At 71.8% G+C, this 18,864-nt stretch carries 17 protein-coding genes; all 17 read right to left on the minus strand.

Annotated elements, in window-relative coordinates; all coding sequences use genetic code 11:
* The 17 genes from pyrF to rpsD all read right to left on the minus strand — a co-directional run bounded on the left by pyrF (position 1) and on the right by rpsD (position 18,805).
* Positions 1–912 carry an orotidine-5'-phosphate decarboxylase gene (gene pyrF, locus DEI82_RS04460; RefSeq protein WP_258371953.1) on the minus strand — a complete coding sequence of 304 codons (912 nt, stop codon included), beginning with the start codon at positions 910–912 and terminating at the stop codon, positions 1–3.
* The gene (gene carB, locus DEI82_RS04465) at positions 909–4,181 is read right to left on the minus strand and encodes a carbamoyl-phosphate synthase large subunit (protein ID WP_111035907.1); all 3,273 of its coding nucleotides are present in this window, start codon (positions 4,179–4,181) and stop codon (positions 909–911) included. Before carB ends, pyrF begins: the two co-directional genes overlap by 4 nt.
* Positions 4,181–5,422, minus strand: a complete 1,242-nt coding sequence (carA, locus tag DEI82_RS04470) for a glutamine-hydrolyzing carbamoyl-phosphate synthase small subunit (RefSeq protein ID WP_111025647.1) — start codon at positions 5,420–5,422, stop codon at positions 4,181–4,183. The genes carB and carA overlap by 1 nt, the downstream gene beginning before the upstream one ends.
* Positions 5,419–5,970, minus strand: a complete 552-nt coding sequence (locus DEI82_RS04475; RefSeq protein WP_111025648.1) for a hypothetical protein — start codon at positions 5,968–5,970, stop codon at positions 5,419–5,421. Before DEI82_RS04475 ends, carA begins: the two co-directional genes overlap by 4 nt.
* Complete coding sequence (locus DEI82_RS04480; protein WP_111035908.1) at positions 5,967–7,328, minus strand: dihydroorotase; 1,362 nt, start codon at positions 7,326–7,328, stop codon at positions 5,967–5,969. Before DEI82_RS04480 ends, DEI82_RS04475 begins: the two co-directional genes overlap by 4 nt.
* A complete protein-coding gene (locus DEI82_RS04485) occupies positions 7,325–8,317 on the minus strand; it encodes an aspartate carbamoyltransferase catalytic subunit (RefSeq protein ID WP_111013251.1) in 993 nt (330 codons plus the stop codon). Before DEI82_RS04485 ends, DEI82_RS04480 begins: the two co-directional genes overlap by 4 nt.
* Positions 8,314–8,874, minus strand: coding sequence for a bifunctional pyr operon transcriptional regulator/uracil phosphoribosyltransferase PyrR (gene pyrR / locus DEI82_RS04490; protein ID WP_181434791.1), 561 nt, complete (start codon positions 8,872–8,874; stop codon positions 8,314–8,316). Before pyrR ends, DEI82_RS04485 begins: the two co-directional genes overlap by 4 nt.
* A gap of 57 nt (positions 8,875–8,931) precedes the next feature.
* On the minus strand, positions 8,932–9,405 hold the full coding sequence (gene nusB / locus DEI82_RS04495; protein ID WP_111025650.1) for a transcription antitermination factor NusB: 474 nt from the start codon (positions 9,403–9,405) through the stop codon (positions 8,932–8,934).
* 12 nt (positions 9,406–9,417) lie between these two features.
* Positions 9,418–9,981, minus strand: coding sequence for an elongation factor P (gene efp / locus DEI82_RS04500; protein WP_111009159.1), 564 nt, complete (start codon positions 9,979–9,981; stop codon positions 9,418–9,420).
* Between the two features lie 114 nt (positions 9,982–10,095).
* On the minus strand, positions 10,096–11,196 hold the full coding sequence (aroB, locus tag DEI82_RS04505) for a 3-dehydroquinate synthase (RefSeq protein ID WP_258368474.1): 1,101 nt from the start codon (positions 11,194–11,196) through the stop codon (positions 10,096–10,098).
* Positions 11,193–11,750 (minus strand): shikimate kinase, encoded by a 558-nt coding sequence (locus DEI82_RS04510; RefSeq protein WP_111035963.1) that lies wholly within the window; start codon positions 11,748–11,750, stop codon positions 11,193–11,195. The genes aroB and DEI82_RS04510 overlap by 4 nt, the downstream gene beginning before the upstream one ends.
* A 77-nt stretch (positions 11,751–11,827) precedes the next feature.
* Positions 11,828–13,060, minus strand: a complete 1,233-nt coding sequence (gene aroC, locus DEI82_RS04515) for a chorismate synthase (protein WP_111025651.1) — start codon at positions 13,058–13,060, stop codon at positions 11,828–11,830.
* A gap of 45 nt (positions 13,061–13,105) precedes the next feature.
* Positions 13,106–14,617: an endolytic transglycosylase MltG gene (gene mltG, locus DEI82_RS04520; RefSeq protein WP_258371954.1), complete on the minus strand. Its 1,512-nt coding sequence runs from the start codon at positions 14,615–14,617 to the stop codon at positions 13,106–13,108.
* A gap of 55 nt (positions 14,618–14,672) precedes the next feature.
* On the minus strand, positions 14,673–15,116 hold the full coding sequence (gene ruvX / locus DEI82_RS04525) for a Holliday junction resolvase RuvX (RefSeq protein ID WP_181435103.1): 444 nt from the start codon (positions 15,114–15,116) through the stop codon (positions 14,673–14,675).
* A 5-nt stretch (positions 15,117–15,121) separates the two neighbouring features.
* Entirely contained in the window at positions 15,122–17,779 is a 2,658-nt protein-coding gene (alaS, locus tag DEI82_RS04530; RefSeq protein ID WP_111035909.1) for an alanine--tRNA ligase, read from the minus strand.
* 84 nt (positions 17,780–17,863) lie between these two features.
* Positions 17,864–18,058: a hypothetical protein gene (locus DEI82_RS04535; protein WP_111009162.1), complete on the minus strand. Its 195-nt coding sequence runs from the start codon at positions 18,056–18,058 to the stop codon at positions 17,864–17,866.
* A gap of 117 nt (positions 18,059–18,175) precedes the next feature.
* On the minus strand, positions 18,176–18,805 hold the full coding sequence (gene rpsD, locus DEI82_RS04540; RefSeq protein WP_111009163.1) for a 30S ribosomal protein S4: 630 nt from the start codon (positions 18,803–18,805) through the stop codon (positions 18,176–18,178).
* Between the last annotated feature and the right edge of the window lie 59 nt (positions 18,806–18,864).

The raw sequence follows: 18,864 nt of genomic DNA on the forward strand, positions 1-18,864 counted from the left end.
TCACGCGAGCGCCGCCGCGATGCGGTCGACCCGCGCGGCGACCTCGTCCTGGACCCCGTCGGGACCGGACGCCAGCAGGCCACGCGACTCGTTCACGAGGACCTGGTCGGCGACGGCGCCGAAGCGCTCCCGGAGGTCCTCGATCCGGGCCCCCTGCGCGCCGAACCCCGGCGCGAGCACCGGTGCCGACCCCACGGCGTCCCTGCGGAGACCGAAGTCGGCGAGGTCGAGCGTCGCGCCGATGACCAGTCCGACCGAGCCGAGCTCCCCCGGCCCGCCCGTGTGCTCCCCTGCCCTGCGTCGGTTCTCGTCTGCCACGTCCAGAACGATACCGGCGGCGACGGACGACCCGGAACGGGGCCCCTCCTGCACCACGGCGGTCTGCAGGACCCGGCCTTCGGGGTTGCTCGTGGCGGCCAGGACGAACACGCCCGCCCCCGCCGCCGCCGCGACGTCGAGCGTCCCGGCGAGGGCGCCGAACCCGAGGTACGGGGACACCGTCAGGGCGTCGGACGCGAGCGGCGAGGAGGGGTCGAGCCACGCGGCGGCGTAGTCGTCCCCCGTCGACCCGATGTCCCCGCGTTTCGCGTCCGCGATGACGAGGAGGCCGGCGTCCCGTGCGCGCCGGACCGTGGCCTCGAGCGCCCGGTAGCCGGCGGCGCCGGCGACCTCGAAGAACGCGACCTGGGGCTTCACCGCGGCGGCGCGGCCCACGGCGGCGTCGACGAGCACCGCGCCGAACGCGGTCAGACCGGCCTCGTTCCGCGGGAGTCCCCAGGCGCGGAGCGTCGCGGCATGCGGGTCGATCCCGACGCACAGCGGCGACCGCTCCCCCATGGCGGACCGGAGGCGCGCACCGAACCGTGTCGCGCCTCCCGTCCGAGCCGACGGAGCGGTCGCCTCGTCGGTCACCAGGTCGCCCGCTCGAGGGCGTAGTCCTGGAGGCTGCGCACGCTGTGCGGGGTGCCGATCGTCTCGATCGCCGCGACCGCCGCACCGAGCTGCGCGATGGTCGTGAAGAGCGGCTTGTCCGCCGCCACGGTCGCGGCGCGGATCTCGTACCCGTCCGCGCGACCGGCCGCCCCGCTCGGCGTGTTGATGACGATGTCGACCTCGTCGCGGGCCAGGAGGTCGACGACGTTCTCGCCACCCTGGCTGTACTTGCCGACCACGCGGACGTCGATCCCGTTGCGGCGCAGGATCTCGGCGGTGCCCTCGGTCGCGATGATCGTGAACCCGAGCTGCTGGAGGCGGTGCACGGGCAGGACGATGGCCCGCTTGTCCGTGTCCGCGACGCTGACGAACACGGTGCCCGAGGTGGGCAGACCGCCGTACGCGGCGATCTGGCTCTTGAGGAACGCCCGCGGGAAGTCGCGGTCGATGCCCATGACCTCGCCGGTGGACCGCATCTCGGGGCTGAGCACGCTGTCCACGACCTGGCCCTCGCGGGTCCGGAACCGCCGGAAGGGCAGCACGGCCTCCTTGACCGCGATCGGGGCCTCCATCGGGACGACCGAGCCGTCACGCTCGGGGAGGAGACCCTCGGCGACGAGGTCGTCGATCGAGCTGCCGGTCATGACGCGCGCCGCCGCCTTGGCCAGCGGGATACCGAGCGCCTTGGACACGAAGGGGACGGTCCGGCTCGCACGGGGGTTCGCCTCGATGACGTGGAGCACACCGGCCGCGATCGCGAACTGCACGTTGAGGAGACCCGCCACGCCGACCCCGCGGGCGATCCGCTCGGTCGCCGCGCGGACCGCGTCGATCTCGGCACGACCGAGCCCCACCGGCGGCAGGGTGCAGCTCGAGTCGCCGGAGTGGATCCCGGCCTCCTCGATGTGCTCCATCACGCCGCCGATGTAGAGCCGCTGACCGTCGAACAACGCGTCGACGTCGATCTCCACGGCGTCGTCCAGGAACCGGTCCACGAGCAACGGCAGATCCGGGCCGATGATCGCCTGGTCGGCGACGCGGTCGAAGTAGTCGACGAGCGAGGGGCTGTCGTACACGATCTCCATGCCGCGACCACCGAGGACGAACGACGGACGGACGAGCACGGGGTAGCCGATCTCCTCGGCCACGGCGGTCGCGCTCTCGAGGTCGTGCGCCGTGCCGTTCCGCGGGGCCACCAGCCCGGCCTCGTCGAGGATGCCGGAGAACAGCCCCCGCTCCTCGGCCAGGTCGATCGACCGCGGGCTCGTGCCGAGGATCGGGATGCCGGCGGCCTCGAGCGGCTTCGCGAGCCCGAGCGCGGTCTGCCCGCCGAGCTGCACGACGACGCCGACCAGCTCGCCCGACGCCGCCTCGGCCTCGATGACCTCGAGGACGTCCTCGGCGGTCAACGGCTCGAAGTAGAGGCGGTCCGAGGTGTCGTAGTCGGTCGACACGGTCTCGGGGTTGCAGTTCACCATGATCGTCTCGAAGCCGGCGGCCGCGAGTGCGAAGGACGCGTGCACGCACGAGTAGTCGAACTCGACGCCCTGCCCGATCCGGTTCGGACCGGAACCGAGGATGACGACCTTCTTGCGGTCGCTCGGAGCGACCTCGGTCTCGGCGTCGTAGCTCGAGTAGTGGTACGGCGTGAGGGCCGGGAACTCCCCGGCGCAGGTGTCGACCGTCTTGAACACGGGGCGGATCCCGAGCTCGTGGCGGGTCGCCCGCACGGACTGCTCGTCGGTCCCGCGGAGCTCCGCGATCTGGGCGTCGCTGAAGCCGTGCTGCTTGGCCCACCGGACCGTGCCCGCGTCGAGCGTCGACGCCCCGCGGACCTCGGCAGCGACCTCGTTGATGAGCACGATCTGGTCGACGAACCACGGGTCGATCCCCGTCGCCGCGAAGACCTCCCCCGCCGTGGCACCCGCGAGGAGCGCCTGCTGCACCGTCACGATGCGACCGTCGGTCGGCACCCGGGAGGCCGCGAGCAGGACGTCCTTGTCGCCCGGCTCCGCAGGCCAGTGGAAGCTCGATCCGCGCTTCTCGAGGCTGCGCAGCGCCTTCTGCAGTGCCTGCGCGTAGTTGCGTCCGATCGCCATGGCCTCGCCGACGCTCTTCATCGTCGTCGTGAGCGTCGCGTCGGCCGCGGGGAACTTCTCGAACGCGAACCGCGGCACCTTGACCACGACGTAGTCGAGCGTCGGCTCGAAGCTCGCCGGCGTCTTCTGGGTGATGTCGTTCGGGATCTCGTCGAGGCGGTACCCGATGGCGAGCTTCGCCGCGATCTTCGCGATCGGGAACCCGGTCGCCTTCGACGCGAGCGCGCTCGAGCGGGACACCCGCGGGTTCATCTCGATCACGATGACCCGGCCGGTCGCCGGGTCGACCGCGAACTGGATGTTGCAGCCGCCGGTGTCGACCCCGACCCGACGGATGATGTCGATGCCGATGTTCCGCAGGTTCTGGAACTCGCGGTCGGTCAGCGTCAGGGCGGGCGCGACGGTGATGGAGTCGCCGGTGTGCACGCCGACGGGGTCGACGTTCTCGATCGAGCAGACGACCACCGTGTTGTCGGCGTGGTCGCGCATGAGCTCGAGCTCGTACTCCTTCCAGCCCAGGATCGACTCCTCGAGCAGGACCTCGGTCGTGGGGCTCGCGTGGAGGCCGTCCCCCACCATGCGGACGAGCTCGTCCTCGGTGTAGGCGAACCCGGAACCGAGACCACCCATCGTGAAGGACGGGCGGATGACGAGCGGGTAGCCGAGATCGAGCGCGAACGCCTTGGCCTCGTCGACGGTGTGGGCGATGTGGCTCCGGGCCACGTCGGCACCGGACTCGAGCACGAGCTGCTTGAAGAGCTGCCGGTCCTCACCGCGCTGGATCGCGTCGACCTTGGCGCCGATGAGCTCGACGCCGTAGCGCTCGAGGATGCCGGCCTCGTCGAGCGCGATCGCCGCGTTGAGGGCCGTCTGTCCGCCGAGCGTCGGGAGCACGGCGTCCGGGCGCTCGATCTTGATGATCTCCTCGAGCGAGTCGTTCGTGATCGGCTCGATGTACGTGGCGTCGGCGAAGTCCGGGTCGGTCATGATCGTCGCCGGGTTGGGGTTGACGAGGACGACCCGGACGCCCTCGGCGCGCAGGACGCGGCACGCCTGGGTGCCGGAGTAGTCGAACTCGGCGGCCTGCCCGATGACGATCGGCCCGGAGCCGATGACGAGGACGGATGTGATGTCGGGGCGCTTGGGCATCAGTCGTTGCTGCTTCCGGTCGTGGTGGCCGAGCTGTCGCTCGGCCGGTCGTGCATCGGGTCGGCGGCGGGCGTGGTGGCGGCGGCCGTGGCGGCGTCGAGCGGACGCCCCTCGCGCCGGGCGATCACCATGTCCCGGAACCGGTCGAACAGGTACATGCTGTCGTGCGGGCCCGCCGCGGCCTCGGGGTGGTACTGCACGCTGAACGCGGGGATGTCGAGCGCGCGCAGGCCCTCGACGACGTTGTCGTTGAGGCTGAAGTGGCTCACCTCGACCCGTCCGAAGCCGATCGGCGACTCGAGCACCTCGCCGACGGGTGCGTCCACCGCGAAGCCGTGGTTCTGGCTCGTGATCTCGACCCGCCCGGTCGTCGTGTCGAGGACGGGCTGGTTGATGCCGCGGTGCCCGAACGGGAGCTTGTACGTCCCGAACCCGAGCGCCCGACCGAGCAGCTGATTGCCGAAGCAGATGCCGAAGAACGGCCGGCCGTCACGCAGGGTCTCACGGAGGAGCGCGACCTGGGCGTCCGAGGCCGCCGGGTCGCCGGGGCCGTTCGAGTAGAACAGGGCGTCGGGGTCGAGTTCGCGCAGCCGGTCGATCGAGACGTCCTGCGGCAGCACGTGGACCTCGAACCCGCGCGCCGCCAGGTACCGCAGAGTCGAGGTCTTCACCCCGAGGTCGAGCACCGCGAGGGTCCCGATGCGGTCGCCCTCCGGCTCGAGCACGTACTCCTCGCGGGTCGAGACGGCCGCGGAGAGGTTCTGGCCCGTCATGTCGGTCTGCTCGCGCACGACACGGAGCTGCTCGTCGGGTCCGAGGTCCGCGTCCGCGCCGCTGAACACGCCGCCCTTCATGGCCCCGGCGTCGCGGATCCGGCGGGTGACCGCGCGCGTGTCGATGCCGGAGATCCCGACGATGCCGTCACGCTCGAGGTGGTCGTCGAGGCTCGCGTTCGCGCGGTGGTTCGACACGATGCGGCTCGGGTCCCGCACCACGTAGCCCGCCACCCAGATCCGACCGGACTCGGGGTCCTCGTCGTTCACACCCGTGTTGCCGATGTGCGGTGCCGTCTGCACGACGATCTGGCCGGCGTACGACGGGTCCGTCAGGGTCTCCTGGTACCCCGTCATGCCGGTGGCGAACACGACCTCGCCGAGCGTGCGGCCGCGGGCGCCGTAGGCCCAGCCCTCGTAGCGGGTGCCGTCCTCGAGGACGAGCAGTGCCCGTTCGCGTGTTGTCATCGTGTCGGTTCTCCTCCGTCGCCCGTGTCCGGGCCTCGCTCGCCCGTCACCGGGCTGGTCGTCTGGGTCAGTTCCCGCAGGGCCGCGAGCGGAGCCGCATCACCCGAGGGGAACCGGAAGTAGCTGTCGAGGTCCGTCGCACCTGCGGCGCCGGTCGCCCGCCATCGCAGTCGGACGAGTCCGCCGCGCTCGACGACGCGGTCGATCGCCCAGGTGGCGCGGTCCGCCCCGCGGACTGCACGACGATCCACGAACCGCTCGGGTTCGCCGGCGATCGAGAGCACGACGCCCTCGTCGTGGACCCTGAGCGCGGCGCGCCCACGGAACCCGAGGCCTCCGCCGACGATCCGCTCGAGCGGCTGATCGGCGCGGGTCGTCGCCACGTACAGGCCGTCCCAGGAGCCGAGCGCCGTGTGCAGTCCCGGGGGCACCGGGACGGGAGGCACGACCGCGTCCTGCCCGCGTCCTCGCCGCCGCCACGTCCGCGCCATCACGACGAGCAGCGCGACGATCACGAGGAGGATCACGGCCTCCGTGGACCAGGTCATGCCGACACCGCCGTCGCGGCGCGCGCCGCTGCCGCGACGCGCTCGGCGTCGACCGCACGGCCGTCGAGGACCGTCGCGTAGCCGTGGTGGAACGTCGCCACCACCCGTCCGGGCAGGCGCATGCCGAGGTACGGGGAGTTCGTCGACTGGCCCGCCAGGTCCTGCCGCTGGAACGTTCGCGACGCTGCGAGGTCGTAGAGCAGTACCTCGGCCGGTGCGCCCGCCGTGATCGCCTGCCCCTGGCCGGCCACCTGCCCGATCCGCGCGGGCGCCGAGGACAACACGCGCGTCACGTCCTCCCAGTCGAGACCACCCGTGGCGACCACGGACTCGTGCACGACGCTGAGCGCCGACTCGAGCCCGACCATGCCGTTCGCCGCGGCCGGCCACTCGCAGCACTTCGCCTCGTCGGTGTGCGGAGCGTGGTCGGTGGCCACGATGTCGATCGTGCCGTCGGCCAGCGCGGATCGCAGCGCCTCGACGTCCTCGCGACGGCGCAGCGGCGGGTTCACCTTGTACCGGGCGTCGTAGCCGTCGACGCCGTCCGGGCCCCCGGCGATGAGGTCCTCGGTGAGGAGGAGGTGGTGCGGTGTGACCTCGGCCGTCACGGCGATCCCGCGGGACTTCGCCCACCGGATGACCTCGACGCTGCCGGCGGTCGACACGTGGCAGACGTGCAGCCGCGCGCCGACGTGGTCCGCGAGGAGGACGTCGCGGGCGATGATCGCCTCCTCGGCGACCGCGGGCCACCCGGCGAGCCCGAGCTCGGACGAGAGCGCGCCCTCGTTCATCTGCGCGCCGATCGTCAGACGCGGTTCCTGGGCGTGCTGCGCCAGGACGCCGCCGAAGCCCGTGATGTACTCGAGCGCCCGACGCATGAGGAGCGGGTCCGAGACGCACGAGCCGTCGTCGGAGAACACCCGCACCCGCGCTCGGGAGGTCGCCATCGCGCCGATCTCGGACAGCTGCGCGCCCTGGAGCCCCTGGGACACGGCCCCGATCGGGCGGACGGTCACGTAGCCGGCGGCGTCGCCGAGCGCCTGCACCTGCTCCACCACACCGGCGGTGTCGGCGACGGGCGAGGAGTTCGCCATGGCGTTGACCGCGGTGAACCCACCGACGGCCGCCGCGCGCGACCCGGTCAGGACCGTCTCGGACTCCTCGAAGCCCGGCTCGCGGAGGTGCGTGTGCAGGTCGACGAGCCCGGGCAGGACGAGCAGGCCGTCGGCGTCCACGACCTGCGCCGACCCTGCGTCGACCCGCGCGCCGACCTCCGCGATGCGGCCAGCGCGCAGGAGGACGTCGGCTCGGGTTCCGTCGGCGAGGGTGCCGCCGCGGATCAGGTGGGTGGTCGTCATGCCGTCGCCTCCTCGGCGGTCGGGGTGCTCGTCGTCGGGGCACCCGTGCGGTCCCCTCCGGTGAGGCAGAGGTAGAGCACGGCCATCCGGACCGACACACCGTTCGCGACCTGCTCGACGACGGTCGACCGGGGGTCGTCGGCCGCGATGCCCGCGATCTCGAGACCGCGGTTCATCGGCCCGGGGTGCATGACGATGGTCCGATCCGGCAGCGCCGCGAAGCGTCCCGCGGTGAGGCCGTAGTGCCGGGTGTACTCGCGGGGGTTCGGGAAGAACGCGTCGTGCATGCGCTCCTGCTGCACCCGGAGCATCATGACGACGTCCGGGGCCTCCGCCAGCGCGGCGTCGAGGTCGTGGTGCACCGCGGCACCGAACGGCCGTGGCGTGACCGGCAGGAGCGTGGGCGGTGCCGCGAAGGTCACGTGCGCACCGAGCGTGCGGAGCAGCCACGCGTTCGAGCGGGCGACCCGGGAGTGCAGCACGTCGCCGACGATGAGGACCCGCACCCCGTCGAGGTCCCGGCCCCGCGAGTCGGCGCCGTGGATCCGACGGCGCATGGTGAACGCGTCGAGGAGGGCCTGTGTCGGGTGCTCGTGGGTGCCGTCCCCGGCGTTCACGACGGCCGCGTCGACCCAGGCGCTGTCGGCGAGCACGCGCGGGGCGCCCGACGCTCCGTGGCGGATGACGATGCCGTCGACCCCCATCGCTCCGAGCGTCTGCACGGTGTCCTTGAGCGACTCCCCCTTCGAGACGCTCGATCCCTTCGCCGCGAAGTTGATGACGTCGGCGGACAGTCGCTTGGCGGCCGCCTCGAACGAGATGCGCGTCCGGGTGGAGTCCTCGAAGAACAGGTTCACGACGGTCTTGCCGCGGAGCGCCGGGAGCTTGCGGACCTCGCGGGTGCCGGTGTCGGCCATCTCCTCGGCGACGTCGAGCACCTCGATGGCCTCGGCACGCGGGAGGTCCCGGGTGGACAGCAGGTGCCTCATCGGACGGTGACCTCGGGCGCGGTCCGGGCACCCTCGATGACGACCTCGTCGACACCGTCGGTCTCGGCGAGGTGGAGCGAGATGCGCTCGTCCGCCGCGGTCGGCAGGTTCTTGCCCACGTGGTCGGCCCGGATCGGGAGTTCCCGGTGCCCCCGGTCCACCAGGACGGCGAGGCGGACGGCCCTGGGCCTCCCGATCGTCTGCAGCGCGTCGAGCGCGGCGCGCACGGTCCGGCCGCTGTAGAGCACGTCGTCGACGAGCACGACGACCTTGCCGTCGATGCCGCTCGCCGGGATGACGGTCCGGTGCGGCGCGCGACCGATGCCCCGGCCGAGGTCGTCACGGTGCATGGTGACGTCCAGGGTGCCGACCGTGCCGGCGCCCGTCTCGATCGACTCGAGCACCCGTGCGAGGCGCTCGGCGAGGACGGCGCCGCGCGTCGGGATGCCGAGCAGGACGAGGTCCGAGCCGCCGTGGTTCGCCTCGAGGACCTCGTGGGCGATGCGCGTCATCGCGCGCGTGATGTCAGCGGACTGCAGCACCGTGCGGGCGCCCATGCCGACCTCCTTCCCCGCCTCACAGGACGGCATTAAAGGACTCGATCGCCAGCAACCCTACCGACCCGGATCGGGCTCCGCCACCGCACCGGCGTCGTCGGCCGTCGTGGCCGTCCGTGCCCGCCCGCGGCCGGCGACCGCCCCGAGGACCCCGTTGACGAAGCCGGCGGAGTCGTCGGTGGACAACGACTGGGCGAGTTCGACGGCCTCGGCGATCGCGACCGCGTCGGGGACCTCGTCGTTCCAGCGGATCTCCCACACCCCCATGCGGAGGATGCAGCGGTCGAGCACGGGCATCCGCGCGATCGTCCAGCCCTGGGCGTGGTCCACGATGATCCGGTCGATCTCCGCGCGGTCGTCGTCCACTCCCGTGACGATCTGGCGTGCGTAGTCCCAGCTCGAGGCCCGCTCGGGCTGGTCGAGGTGGCGGACGGTCTCGGTCGCGAGGACCTCGGCGATGGGCAGGCCGCGGACCTCGGCGACGTAGAGCATGTCGAGTGCGCGTTTCCGCGCCTTCGAACGGGCGCTCATCGAACCCCCGCCTCAGTCGTTGACGCGGCCGAGGTAGTCACCCGTGCGGGTGTCGACCTTGACCTTCGTGCCGGTCTCGAGGAAGAGCGGCACCTGGATCTGGTAGCCGGTCTCGACGGTGGCGGGCTTCGTGCCGCCCGTCGAGCGGTCGCCCTGGAGGCCCGGCTCGGTGTACGTGACCTCGAGCACCACGCTGGCGGGGAGCTCGACGTACAGCGGGTTGCCCTCGTTCATCGCGATGGTGGCCATCGACGACTCGAGCAGGAAGTTCTTGGCGTCACCGACGATCTCGCTCGGGATCGTGACCTGGTCGTAGGTGTCGGTGTCCATGAACACGTAGCCGTCGCCATCCGTGTACAGGTACTGGAAGTCGCGTCGGTCCACCGTCGCGAACTCGAGCTTCGCCCCCGCGTTGAACGTGCGGTCGACGACCTTGCCGGACGTGACGTTCTTCATCTTGGTGCGGACGAACGCGCCGCCCTTGCCCGGCTTGACGTGCTGGAACTCGATGACGGACCAGAGCTGGCCGTCCATGTTGAGAACGGCGCCGTTCTTGATGTCCGTGGTGCTCGCCATGCGCGTGTGTTCCGTTCGATGTGGAGATGGTGGTGTTCGTCGGGTGGCCGGAGGCCTCGGACAAGTGTAGCGGAGCCGACCCGGTGCCCCTCCGGGCCGCCCGGGGAGGAGGGGCTAGACCCCGACCTCCTGGTAGGCGGTGAACAGGAGGGCCGGTTCCGGCCCCTCGAGCACGATCGGCTTCGCGAGGCCGTCCAGCACGATGAACCGCAGCATGCCGGCCCGTGCCTTCTTGTCGCGGCGCATCGTCGCGAGTAGGCCCTCCCATCGGCCGAGGGGGTAGGTCGTCGGCAACGAGAGCGACTCGAGCACGGTCCGGTGGCGGTCCACCGTCGCGTCGTCCAGGTGACCGGTCAGCCGCGCGAGTTCGGCCGCGAACACCATGCCCACGGCGACCGCAGCTCCGTGCCGCCACTGGTAGCGCTCCGCGTGCTCGATGGCGTGCCCGAGCGTGTGCCCGTAGTTCAGGATCTCGCGCTTGCCCTGCTCGGTGAAGTCCGACGAGACGACCCGCGCCTTGAGGTCGATCGCGAGCTCGACCACGCGACGGAACTCCGGGGTGGTCGGATCGGTGACGCGGTCGACGTCGCGCTCGATCGTGTCGAGGATCTCGGGCACGGCGATGAACCCGGCCTTCACGATCTCGGCGAAGCCCGTGAGGATCTCGTTCCTCGGCAGCGTCGTGGCCAGGTCGAGGTCGACGACGACGGCGCGGGGCGCGTAGAAGGCACCGACGAGGTTCTTGCCCTCGTTCGTGTTGATCCCCGTCTTGCCGCCGACGCTCGCGTCGACCATGCCGAGCACGCTCGTCGGCACCTGCACGAGCGCGACCCCGCGGAGCCACGTCGCGGCCACGAACCCGGCGAGGTCGGTGACCGCACCACCCCCGAGCCCCACCACGGCGTCCGTCCGCGTGAAGTCGGCCTGCCCGAGGATCTGCCAGCAGAAGGCCGCGACCTCGACCCGCTTGGCGGACTCGGCGTCGGGCACCTCGGCGATGAGGGCCTCCAGACCGGCGTCGACGAGACGCGCGCGGAGCACCTCGGCCTGCTCCGCGAGCGGCGCAGCGTGCACGATGAGCACCTTCGCGACGCCGCGCGGCAGGACCGTCGGCACCGCCTCGAGGAGACCGTGCCCGACGGCCACGACGTACCCGTCGTCCCCGCCCACCCGGATCTGCGTCGTGCCGTCCGGCAGCGCCGTGCTCGTCGTCATGGTTCCTCCTCTGGTGCCGGCGCGCCGGCGGCCGCCACTGGTGCCGATGCTGGTCCTGGTGTCTCGGCGGCGCGGACCCAGGCGACGACGTCGTCGACCACGCGGCTCATCGGACGCCGTGAGGTGTCCACGACCACGTGCGCGAGGGACGCGTACGTCGCTGCGCGCACATCCGCGATCGCGGTCCACGCGTCGATGCCGCCGACGGCCAGGAGCGGGCGGTCGGTCCCGACGATGCGCGCGGCGACGGCGTCGGCCGAGACGGTGAGCAGCACCACCCGGCACGTCGCGATGGCCGCACGGGTGGCGTCGTGCGTGACGGCGCCACCACCCACCGCCACGAGGCCGCCCGTGTCGAGCGCGGCGTCGACCGCGGCCCGCTCGAGGTCGCGGAACGCCGCCTCGCCGCGTTCGGCGAAGATGCGGTCGATGGATCCGTGTTCCCGCACGATCTCACGGTCGGTGTCGGTGAAGGGCACGCCGAGCGCCTTCGCCGCGCGCTTGCCCACGGTCGACTTGCCTGCGCCCATCGGACCGATGAGCACCACGGGCACCGCCAGCCGATGCAGCCGGGTCCACGTGTCGTCGTGGCGAGCGACGCCCGACGGTCCGGAGCCCGGCGGCGTCGCGCTCACAGGGACGGTGTGGGCTGCTGAACGTCGGCGGACGACGTCACGCCACGCGTCCGCAACGACGCCGGGATCGCCGCGAGGTACGCGTCGAGGTTCCGCTTGGTCTCGCCGACGGAGTCGCCGCCGAACTTCTCGAGCACGGCGTCGGCCAGGACGAGCGCCACCATCGCCTCGGCGACGACGCCCGCGGCCGGTACGGCACAGACGTCCGAGCGCTGGTGGTGCGCCGAGGCGTCCTCGCCGGTCGCGACGTCGACCGTGTGCAGTGCGTGGGGCACCGTCGCGATCGGCTTCATCCCGGCGCGGACGCGGAGGACCGTGCCCGTGGACATGCCGCCCTCGGTGCCGCCGGCGCGGTCGGACGTGCGGTAGATCTCGCCGTCGGCCTGGAACAGCTCGTCGTGGGCCGCGGAACCCCGCCGCGCCGCCGTCGCGAAGCCGTCACCGACCTCGACGCCCTTGATCGCCTGGATGCCCATGATCGCGGCGGCGAGCCGGGCGTCGAGACGCCGGTCCCACTGCACGTGGGACCCGAGCCCCGGCGGGAGACCGTAGAACAGCACCTCCACGACGCCGCCGAGCGTGTCGCCGTCCTTCTTGGCGGCCTCGACCTCGGTGACCATGCGCGCGCTCGTGGCGGCGTCGAAGCACCGCAGCTGGTCGTCGTCGAGCCGGTCGACGTCCGTGGGCACGGGCAGCGGCGCGTCGTCCGGTACCCGCACCGTGCCGACCTGCAGCGTGTGGCTCACCGACGTGATGCCGAGTTCCGCCAGGAACGACTTGGCGACGGCGCCGAGTGCGACTCGCGCCGCGGTCTCGCGCGCCGACGCGCGCTCGAGGATCGGACGCGCCTCGTCGAACGCGTACTTCTGCATGCCCACGAGGTCGGCGTGGCCCGGTCGGGGTCGGGTGAGCGGCGCGTTGCGACCGCGAGAGGCGTCCGTCGTCTCGACCGGCTCGGCGTTCATCACCTCGACCCACTTGGGCCACTCGGTGTTCCCGACGCGGATCGCGATCGGGCTGCCGAGGGAGGACCCGTGGCGGACACCGCTCGAGATGTGCAGCTCGTCCTGCTCGAACTTCATGCGGGAACCACGACCGTACCCGAGCTTGCGGCGCGCGAGGTCGGCGCGGATCTGCTCGTACGACACCGGGACGCCGGCCGGCAGCCCCTCGAGCACGGCGATGAGTTCGGGTCCGTGGGACTCACCTGCGGTCAACCAGCGAAGCATGGTGTCCATCCTCCCACAGCCCGAACGGCCGGCCGCCGCCCGGGATCACTTGTAGTCGGGGTGGGCCTTCATCCACGCCTGCCACTGGGCGACCGCGGCCTCGTGTTCCGCGTAGGTCGTCGAGAACACGGTCGCTCCGGTCTGCAGGTCGACCGTCACGAAGTACAGCCAGCTGCCGGCCGCGGGATGCATGACCGCGTTGATGGCGATGTCGCCCGGGTTCGAGATCGGACCGGGCGGGAGCCCCTTGTGCTGGTACGTGTTGTACGGGTTGCCCGCGTCCGCGCGCTCGGCGTCGGTCGTGGTCACCCGGTCCGTGTGCCCGGTGCCGTACGCGACCGTCGCGTCCGACTGGAGCGGCATGCCCTGGTCGATGCGGTTCTGGAACACCCGGGCCACCTTCGGGTAGTCGGCGGCGAGTCCGGCTTCCTTCTGCACGACCGAGGCGAACGTCACGACGCGCGCGCGTTCGGCCACCGGCACCCCCGCGTCGTCGAGGTGCTGGTTCATGGTGTCGACCATCGACTGGAAGTACTGCGTTGCCGTCCACGACGGGTTGATCGGGTACGTGGCGGGGAACAGGTAGCCCTCGAGGCTCGTCACCCCCGCAGGGAGGCCGTAACCCGAGACGTCCGCGGCGGCGGCGGTCACCGACGCCTGGGTGAGGCCGGCCTTGCTCACGAGTGACGCCTCGACGTCCTTGAGCACCGCGCCCTCGGGGATCAGGACGGTCGCGGTCACCTTGTTCGCGCTGTCCTGCAGCGCCGCGAGGGCCGCCTTCGCGCTCATGTGGTGCTTGAGCTGGTATGAACCCGGCTGGAACTGGACGTCCTGCTTGGTGAGGAGGAGCTGGTAGAACGCGGTCGAGGTCTTGACGACACCGCTCCGGTGCAGGGTCTTCGCGACGTCGCTGCCGATGTCGCCCTCCTTGATGGTGACCGTCACCTTGCCCGTGCCGCTCCCCGTGTAGTCGGTGGGTTCCTGCTTCTTCGTCAGGCTCGCGACGACCGACTGGACCTTCGGCACCACGAACAGGGTGGCGCCGGCACCCCCCGCGAGCACGATGGCGACGATCACGATGCCCGCGACGACCGCGCCCCGCGAGCGACGGCGGCGCGGCGGCTGCGAACGCCGGGAGGCCCCACCGCGACGCCCGGAGCGACGCCCGTCGCCGACTCCCCCGTCGCGGCCCGCCGCTGCTCCGACGGCGACCGCGGCGGCATCCTGCTCGGCCCGGCCGGGCGCGTCTCGGTCGGCGGTCTCGTCGTCGTGGTGGCCGAACAGCGCACGGACGTCGCTGTGGTGGTGGTCCTGTGGGTCGGTGACGACGTCGTCGCCCCCGCTGCTGCGGTCGGCCCGGGCCGCGGCCTCTCGAGCTGCGCGGCGGGTCAGGTGGGGAGGACGAGCATCGGCGGCGCTGGGTCCGAGCGGAGCTCCGGCGCGGTCCGGAGCGGAAGGTGCCCGGTCGTCGGCGGCCCCGACGGCGCGGTCGTCACGCTGCTGGTCGGCATCGTCGCCGGGCGCGATGATCGCACGCCAATCAAGGTCGTCTGCCACGCTGCTCGATGTTCCTCGGGTCGGTGTTGCTCGGATCGGGTCGCTCTCGCACGAGTCACGGGATCAGTGACCCCGGCGGAGTGCCTCCCGAGCGCTCTCGGTCGAGCGCATGTTGCAGAATGATAACAGCGGCGGCTTGATCGATGACGGCTCGCGATCTCCGGCTGTCCCGGCCCGCCTCGCGCATGCCCCGCTGGGCACTCACGGTCGACAGCCGTTCGTCCACGAGGCGCACCGGGACCCGGGTCGCGATCCGTGCGGCGAAGGCCCGCGCGTCCGTGGTCGACGGGGTGTCGTCCCCGGACAGCGACAACGGGAGCCCGACGATCACCTCGATCGCGTCGTACTCCGCCGCGAGCTCGAGGATCCGGGGCACGTCTCGCCGGTCATCGCGACGGACGGTCTCGACCGGGGTGGCGAGCAGGCCGTCGCGGTCCGACACCGCCACCCCGATGCGCGCCCGTCCGACGTCGACGCCGAGGCGTCTCCCGGTGCGCACGCCGGTCAGGCGCCGAGACGATCGGTGACCGCGCGGAGCGCTGCGGGGAGCGCCGCCACGTCGGTGCCGCCGCCCTGGGCGAGGTCCGGCTTGCCGCCGCCGCCCCCGCCGAGGACGCCGGCGGCCTCCTTCGCGAGGGGGCCCGCCTGGACGCCGTGCTGTCGAGCGGCGTCGTTGGTGGCGACGATGACGGCCGGTTTGCCGTTCACGACCGCACCGAGCACGACGACGGCCGCGTCCGTGCCGAGCTGCCCGCGCACGGCGGTCGCGAGGGACCGGAGGTCGTCCGACGAGTTCAGGCCATCGACCGTCTGCGCGACGACGGTGGTGTCACCGACCTTGCCAGCGGTCCGAGCGATGCCCGGGACGCGCTGCTGCAGGTTCGCCGACTCGAACTCGGCGATCCGCTTCTCGGCGCTCTTGAGGTCGGCCATCAGTCCGGCGACGCGGGCGGGGAGGTCCTCGCGCGGCGCCTTCAACGCGCTCGACAACTGCGACACGATGGTCCGCTCGACGGCGAGGTCGCGGAAACCCTCGAGCCCGACGAGCGCCTCGACACGGCGGTTCGTCGACCCGACGCTGCTCTCGCCCACGAGGTTGACGAGCCCGACCTGGGCGCTCGACGCCACGTGCGTGCCACCACACAGCTCGCGCGACCAGGGTCCGCCGATGTCGACCATCCGGACCTCGGACCCGTACTTCTCGCCGAAGAGTGCCTGCGCCCCGAGCGCCTTCGCCTCGTCGAGCGGCAGGACACGGGTCGTGACGTCGAGGTCGGACCGGATGGCGCCGTTCACGACGTCCTCGATCTCGGTCCGCGTCGCGAGGGACACGGGCTGGCTCCACGAGAAGTCGAGCCGCATGTACCCGGCCTTGTTGTACGAGCCGGCCTGCAGCGCGTCGGGCCCGAGGATCTCGCGCAGTGCCGCGTTCACCAGGTGCGTCGCGGAGTGGGCCTGGGTCGCACCGCGCCGGTACTCGGCGTCGACCACCGTGGTCGCGGCGTCACCGACCCCGACCTCGCCCGACCGCACCTGCACCGTGTGGCTGTACAGGCCCGCGACCGGCTTCTGCACATCGAGCACCTCGAGGTCGAAACCGTTGCCGACGATCGATCCCTGGTCGGCGTCCTGTCCGCCCGACTCCGCGTACAGCGAGGTCTCGGCGAGGACGATCTCGGCGATGTCGCCCGCCACCGCGCGGTCCACGCCCCGGCCGTCGACGATGATCCCGAGCACACGGGTCTCGGTCTCGAGGGTGTCGTACCCCGTGAACACGGTCTCGCCCTGGGCACGGAAGGCGCTGTAGACGCTGAGGTCCGCCAGCGCGCGCTTCTTGCTCTTGGCGTCGGCCTTGGCACGAGCACGCTGGTCCGCCATGAGGGTGTCGAACGCCGCGCGGTCGACACGCAGGCCGGCCTCCTCGGCCATCTCGAGCGTGAGGTCGATCGGGAACCCGAACGTGTCGTGCAGGAGGAACGCGGTGTCGCCGCCGATCGGGGCACCCCCGTCCTGCTTGGCGCGGTCGACGGCGACGTCGAGGATGGTCGTGCCCTGCTCGAGCGTGCGGAGGAACGCGTCCTCCTCGGCGAAGGCGAGCCGCGCGATGCGGTCGAAGTCATCGTGGACCTCGGGGTACGCGGCCTTCATGGCGTCGCGGGACGCCGGGAAGAGCTCCGGGAAGGTGGCGTCCTGGACCCCGAGGAGTCGCATCGCGCGGACCGAACGCCGGAGCAGCCGCCGGAGGATGTACCCGCGGCCCTCGTTCGACGGCTGGACACCGTCCGACATGAGCATCAGCGACGACCGGACGTGGTCCGCGATGACGCGCATGCGGACGTCGTCACCGTGGTCGGCGCCGTACCGACGACCGGAGAGCTCCGCGGCGCGGTCGAGCACCGGGCGGACCTGGTCGATCTCGTACATGTTGTCGACGCCCTGCTTGAGGAAGGCGACGCGCTCGAGACCCATGCCCGTGTCGATGTTCTTGCTCGGGAGCTCCCCGACGATCTCGAAGTCGTACTTCGAGCGGACGTCCTGGATCTGGTACTGCATGAACACGAGGTTCCAGATCTCGACGTAGCGGTCGTCGTCGGTCGCGGGGCCGCCGTCGGCGCCGTAGGCAGGACCGCGGTCGAAGAAGATCTCGGAGCAGGGGCCCGCCGGGCCGGGTTGACCGGTCGACCAGTAGTTCGTGTCCTTGTCGAGCCGCTGGATGCGCTCGTCCGGCAGCCCGGCGATCTGCTTCCAGTACCGGATGGCCTCGTCGTCGTCCTTGTACACGGTGACCCAGAGGTCCTTCGGGTCGAACCCGAGACCCCCGTCCGACTCGTTCGACGTGAGCAGCTCCCACGCGTACGTGATCGCCTGCTCCTTGAAGTAGTCGCCGAACGAGAAGTTCCCGTTCATCTGGAAGAACGTGCCGTGCCGCGGCGTCCGCCCGACCTCTTCGATGTCGTTCGTGCGGATGCACTTCTGCACGCTCGTGGCCCTGGGGAACGGCGCCGGCACCAGACCGGACAGGTACGGGATGAACGGGACCATCCCCGCGACGGTGAACAGCAGCGAGGGGTCGTCCGACACGAGCGAGGCGGAGGGGACGACGGTGTGGCCACGGTCCCCGAAGTACTCGAGCCAGCGGCGGCGGATGTCAGCGGTCTGCATGGTGCTTCCTGGTCGTGACGGTGGACTGGCGGGGTGACGGAAGGCGCCCCCGGGCGGAGACCGGGGCCGGCCGCACCGATGGGGTCAGGCGTGGTCGCCGGGGCGCGCCCGCAACTCGGCCTCGCGCGAGCGGTAGCCATCGGCGACGGCGGATGCGAAGGCCTTCGCCGCCGATCCGGCCCGGACCACGGGGCGCTGGGCAGCCTGCGACCGGTCGACCCGCCGCGCGAGGACGAACCCCACCACGAGACCGACGGCGACGAAGAACAGCTGCTTCACGTCCGGCTCCCTCCCACACCCGCAGGCGTGCCCTGCCCAGCTTAGTGCGGTCCGCCGGAACGCCGGAGGGCGGGCCGTCCGCTGTGGACGACCCGCCCTCGGCGGTGGTGCTGTGGATCAGCGGGCGGCGTAGTACTCGACGACCAGCTGGACCTCGCAGGTCACGGGGACCTCGGCGCGCTTCGGGCGACGCACGAGGCGGGCCTGGAGCTTGTCGATCTCGACCTCGAGGTACCCGGGCACCTTCGGGAGGACGTCCAGGTGACCACCGGCGGCGGCGACCTGGAACGGCTCGAGCGACTCGGAGCGCTGCTTGACGTGGATCAGCTGCCCCGGCTTGACGCGGAACGAGGGACGGTCGACGAGCTTGCCGTCGACCAGGATGTGGCGGTGCACGACGAGCTGGCGTGCCTGCGCGGTGGTCCGGGCGAAGCCGGCGCGGAGGACGAGCGCGTCGAGACGCTCCTCGAGGAGCTCGACGAGGCTCTCACCCGTCAGGCCCTTCGACTTGCGGGCCTCTTCGAAGACGATGCGGAGCTGCTTCTCGCGGATGCCGTACTGGGCACGCAGACGCTGCTTCTCACGGAGGCGGACGGCGTAGTCGCTGTCGGCCTTGCGGCGGGTGCGACCGTGCTCACCCGGCCCGTAGGGGCGCTTCTCGAGGTAACGGGCCGCCTTCGGCGTCAGCGGGATGCCGAGCGCGCGCGACAGGCGGGTCTTGCTGCGGGAACGTGACTTGGTAGACACAGGGTCCTTTTCTGTACTGAACGAACGGATCACGGTGGCCCCGCCGTGCGCACACGACG

This window comes from Curtobacterium sp. MCBD17_019 (assembly GCF_003234555.1).
Taxonomy (GTDB): Bacteria; Actinomycetota; Actinomycetes; order Actinomycetales; family Microbacteriaceae; genus Curtobacterium.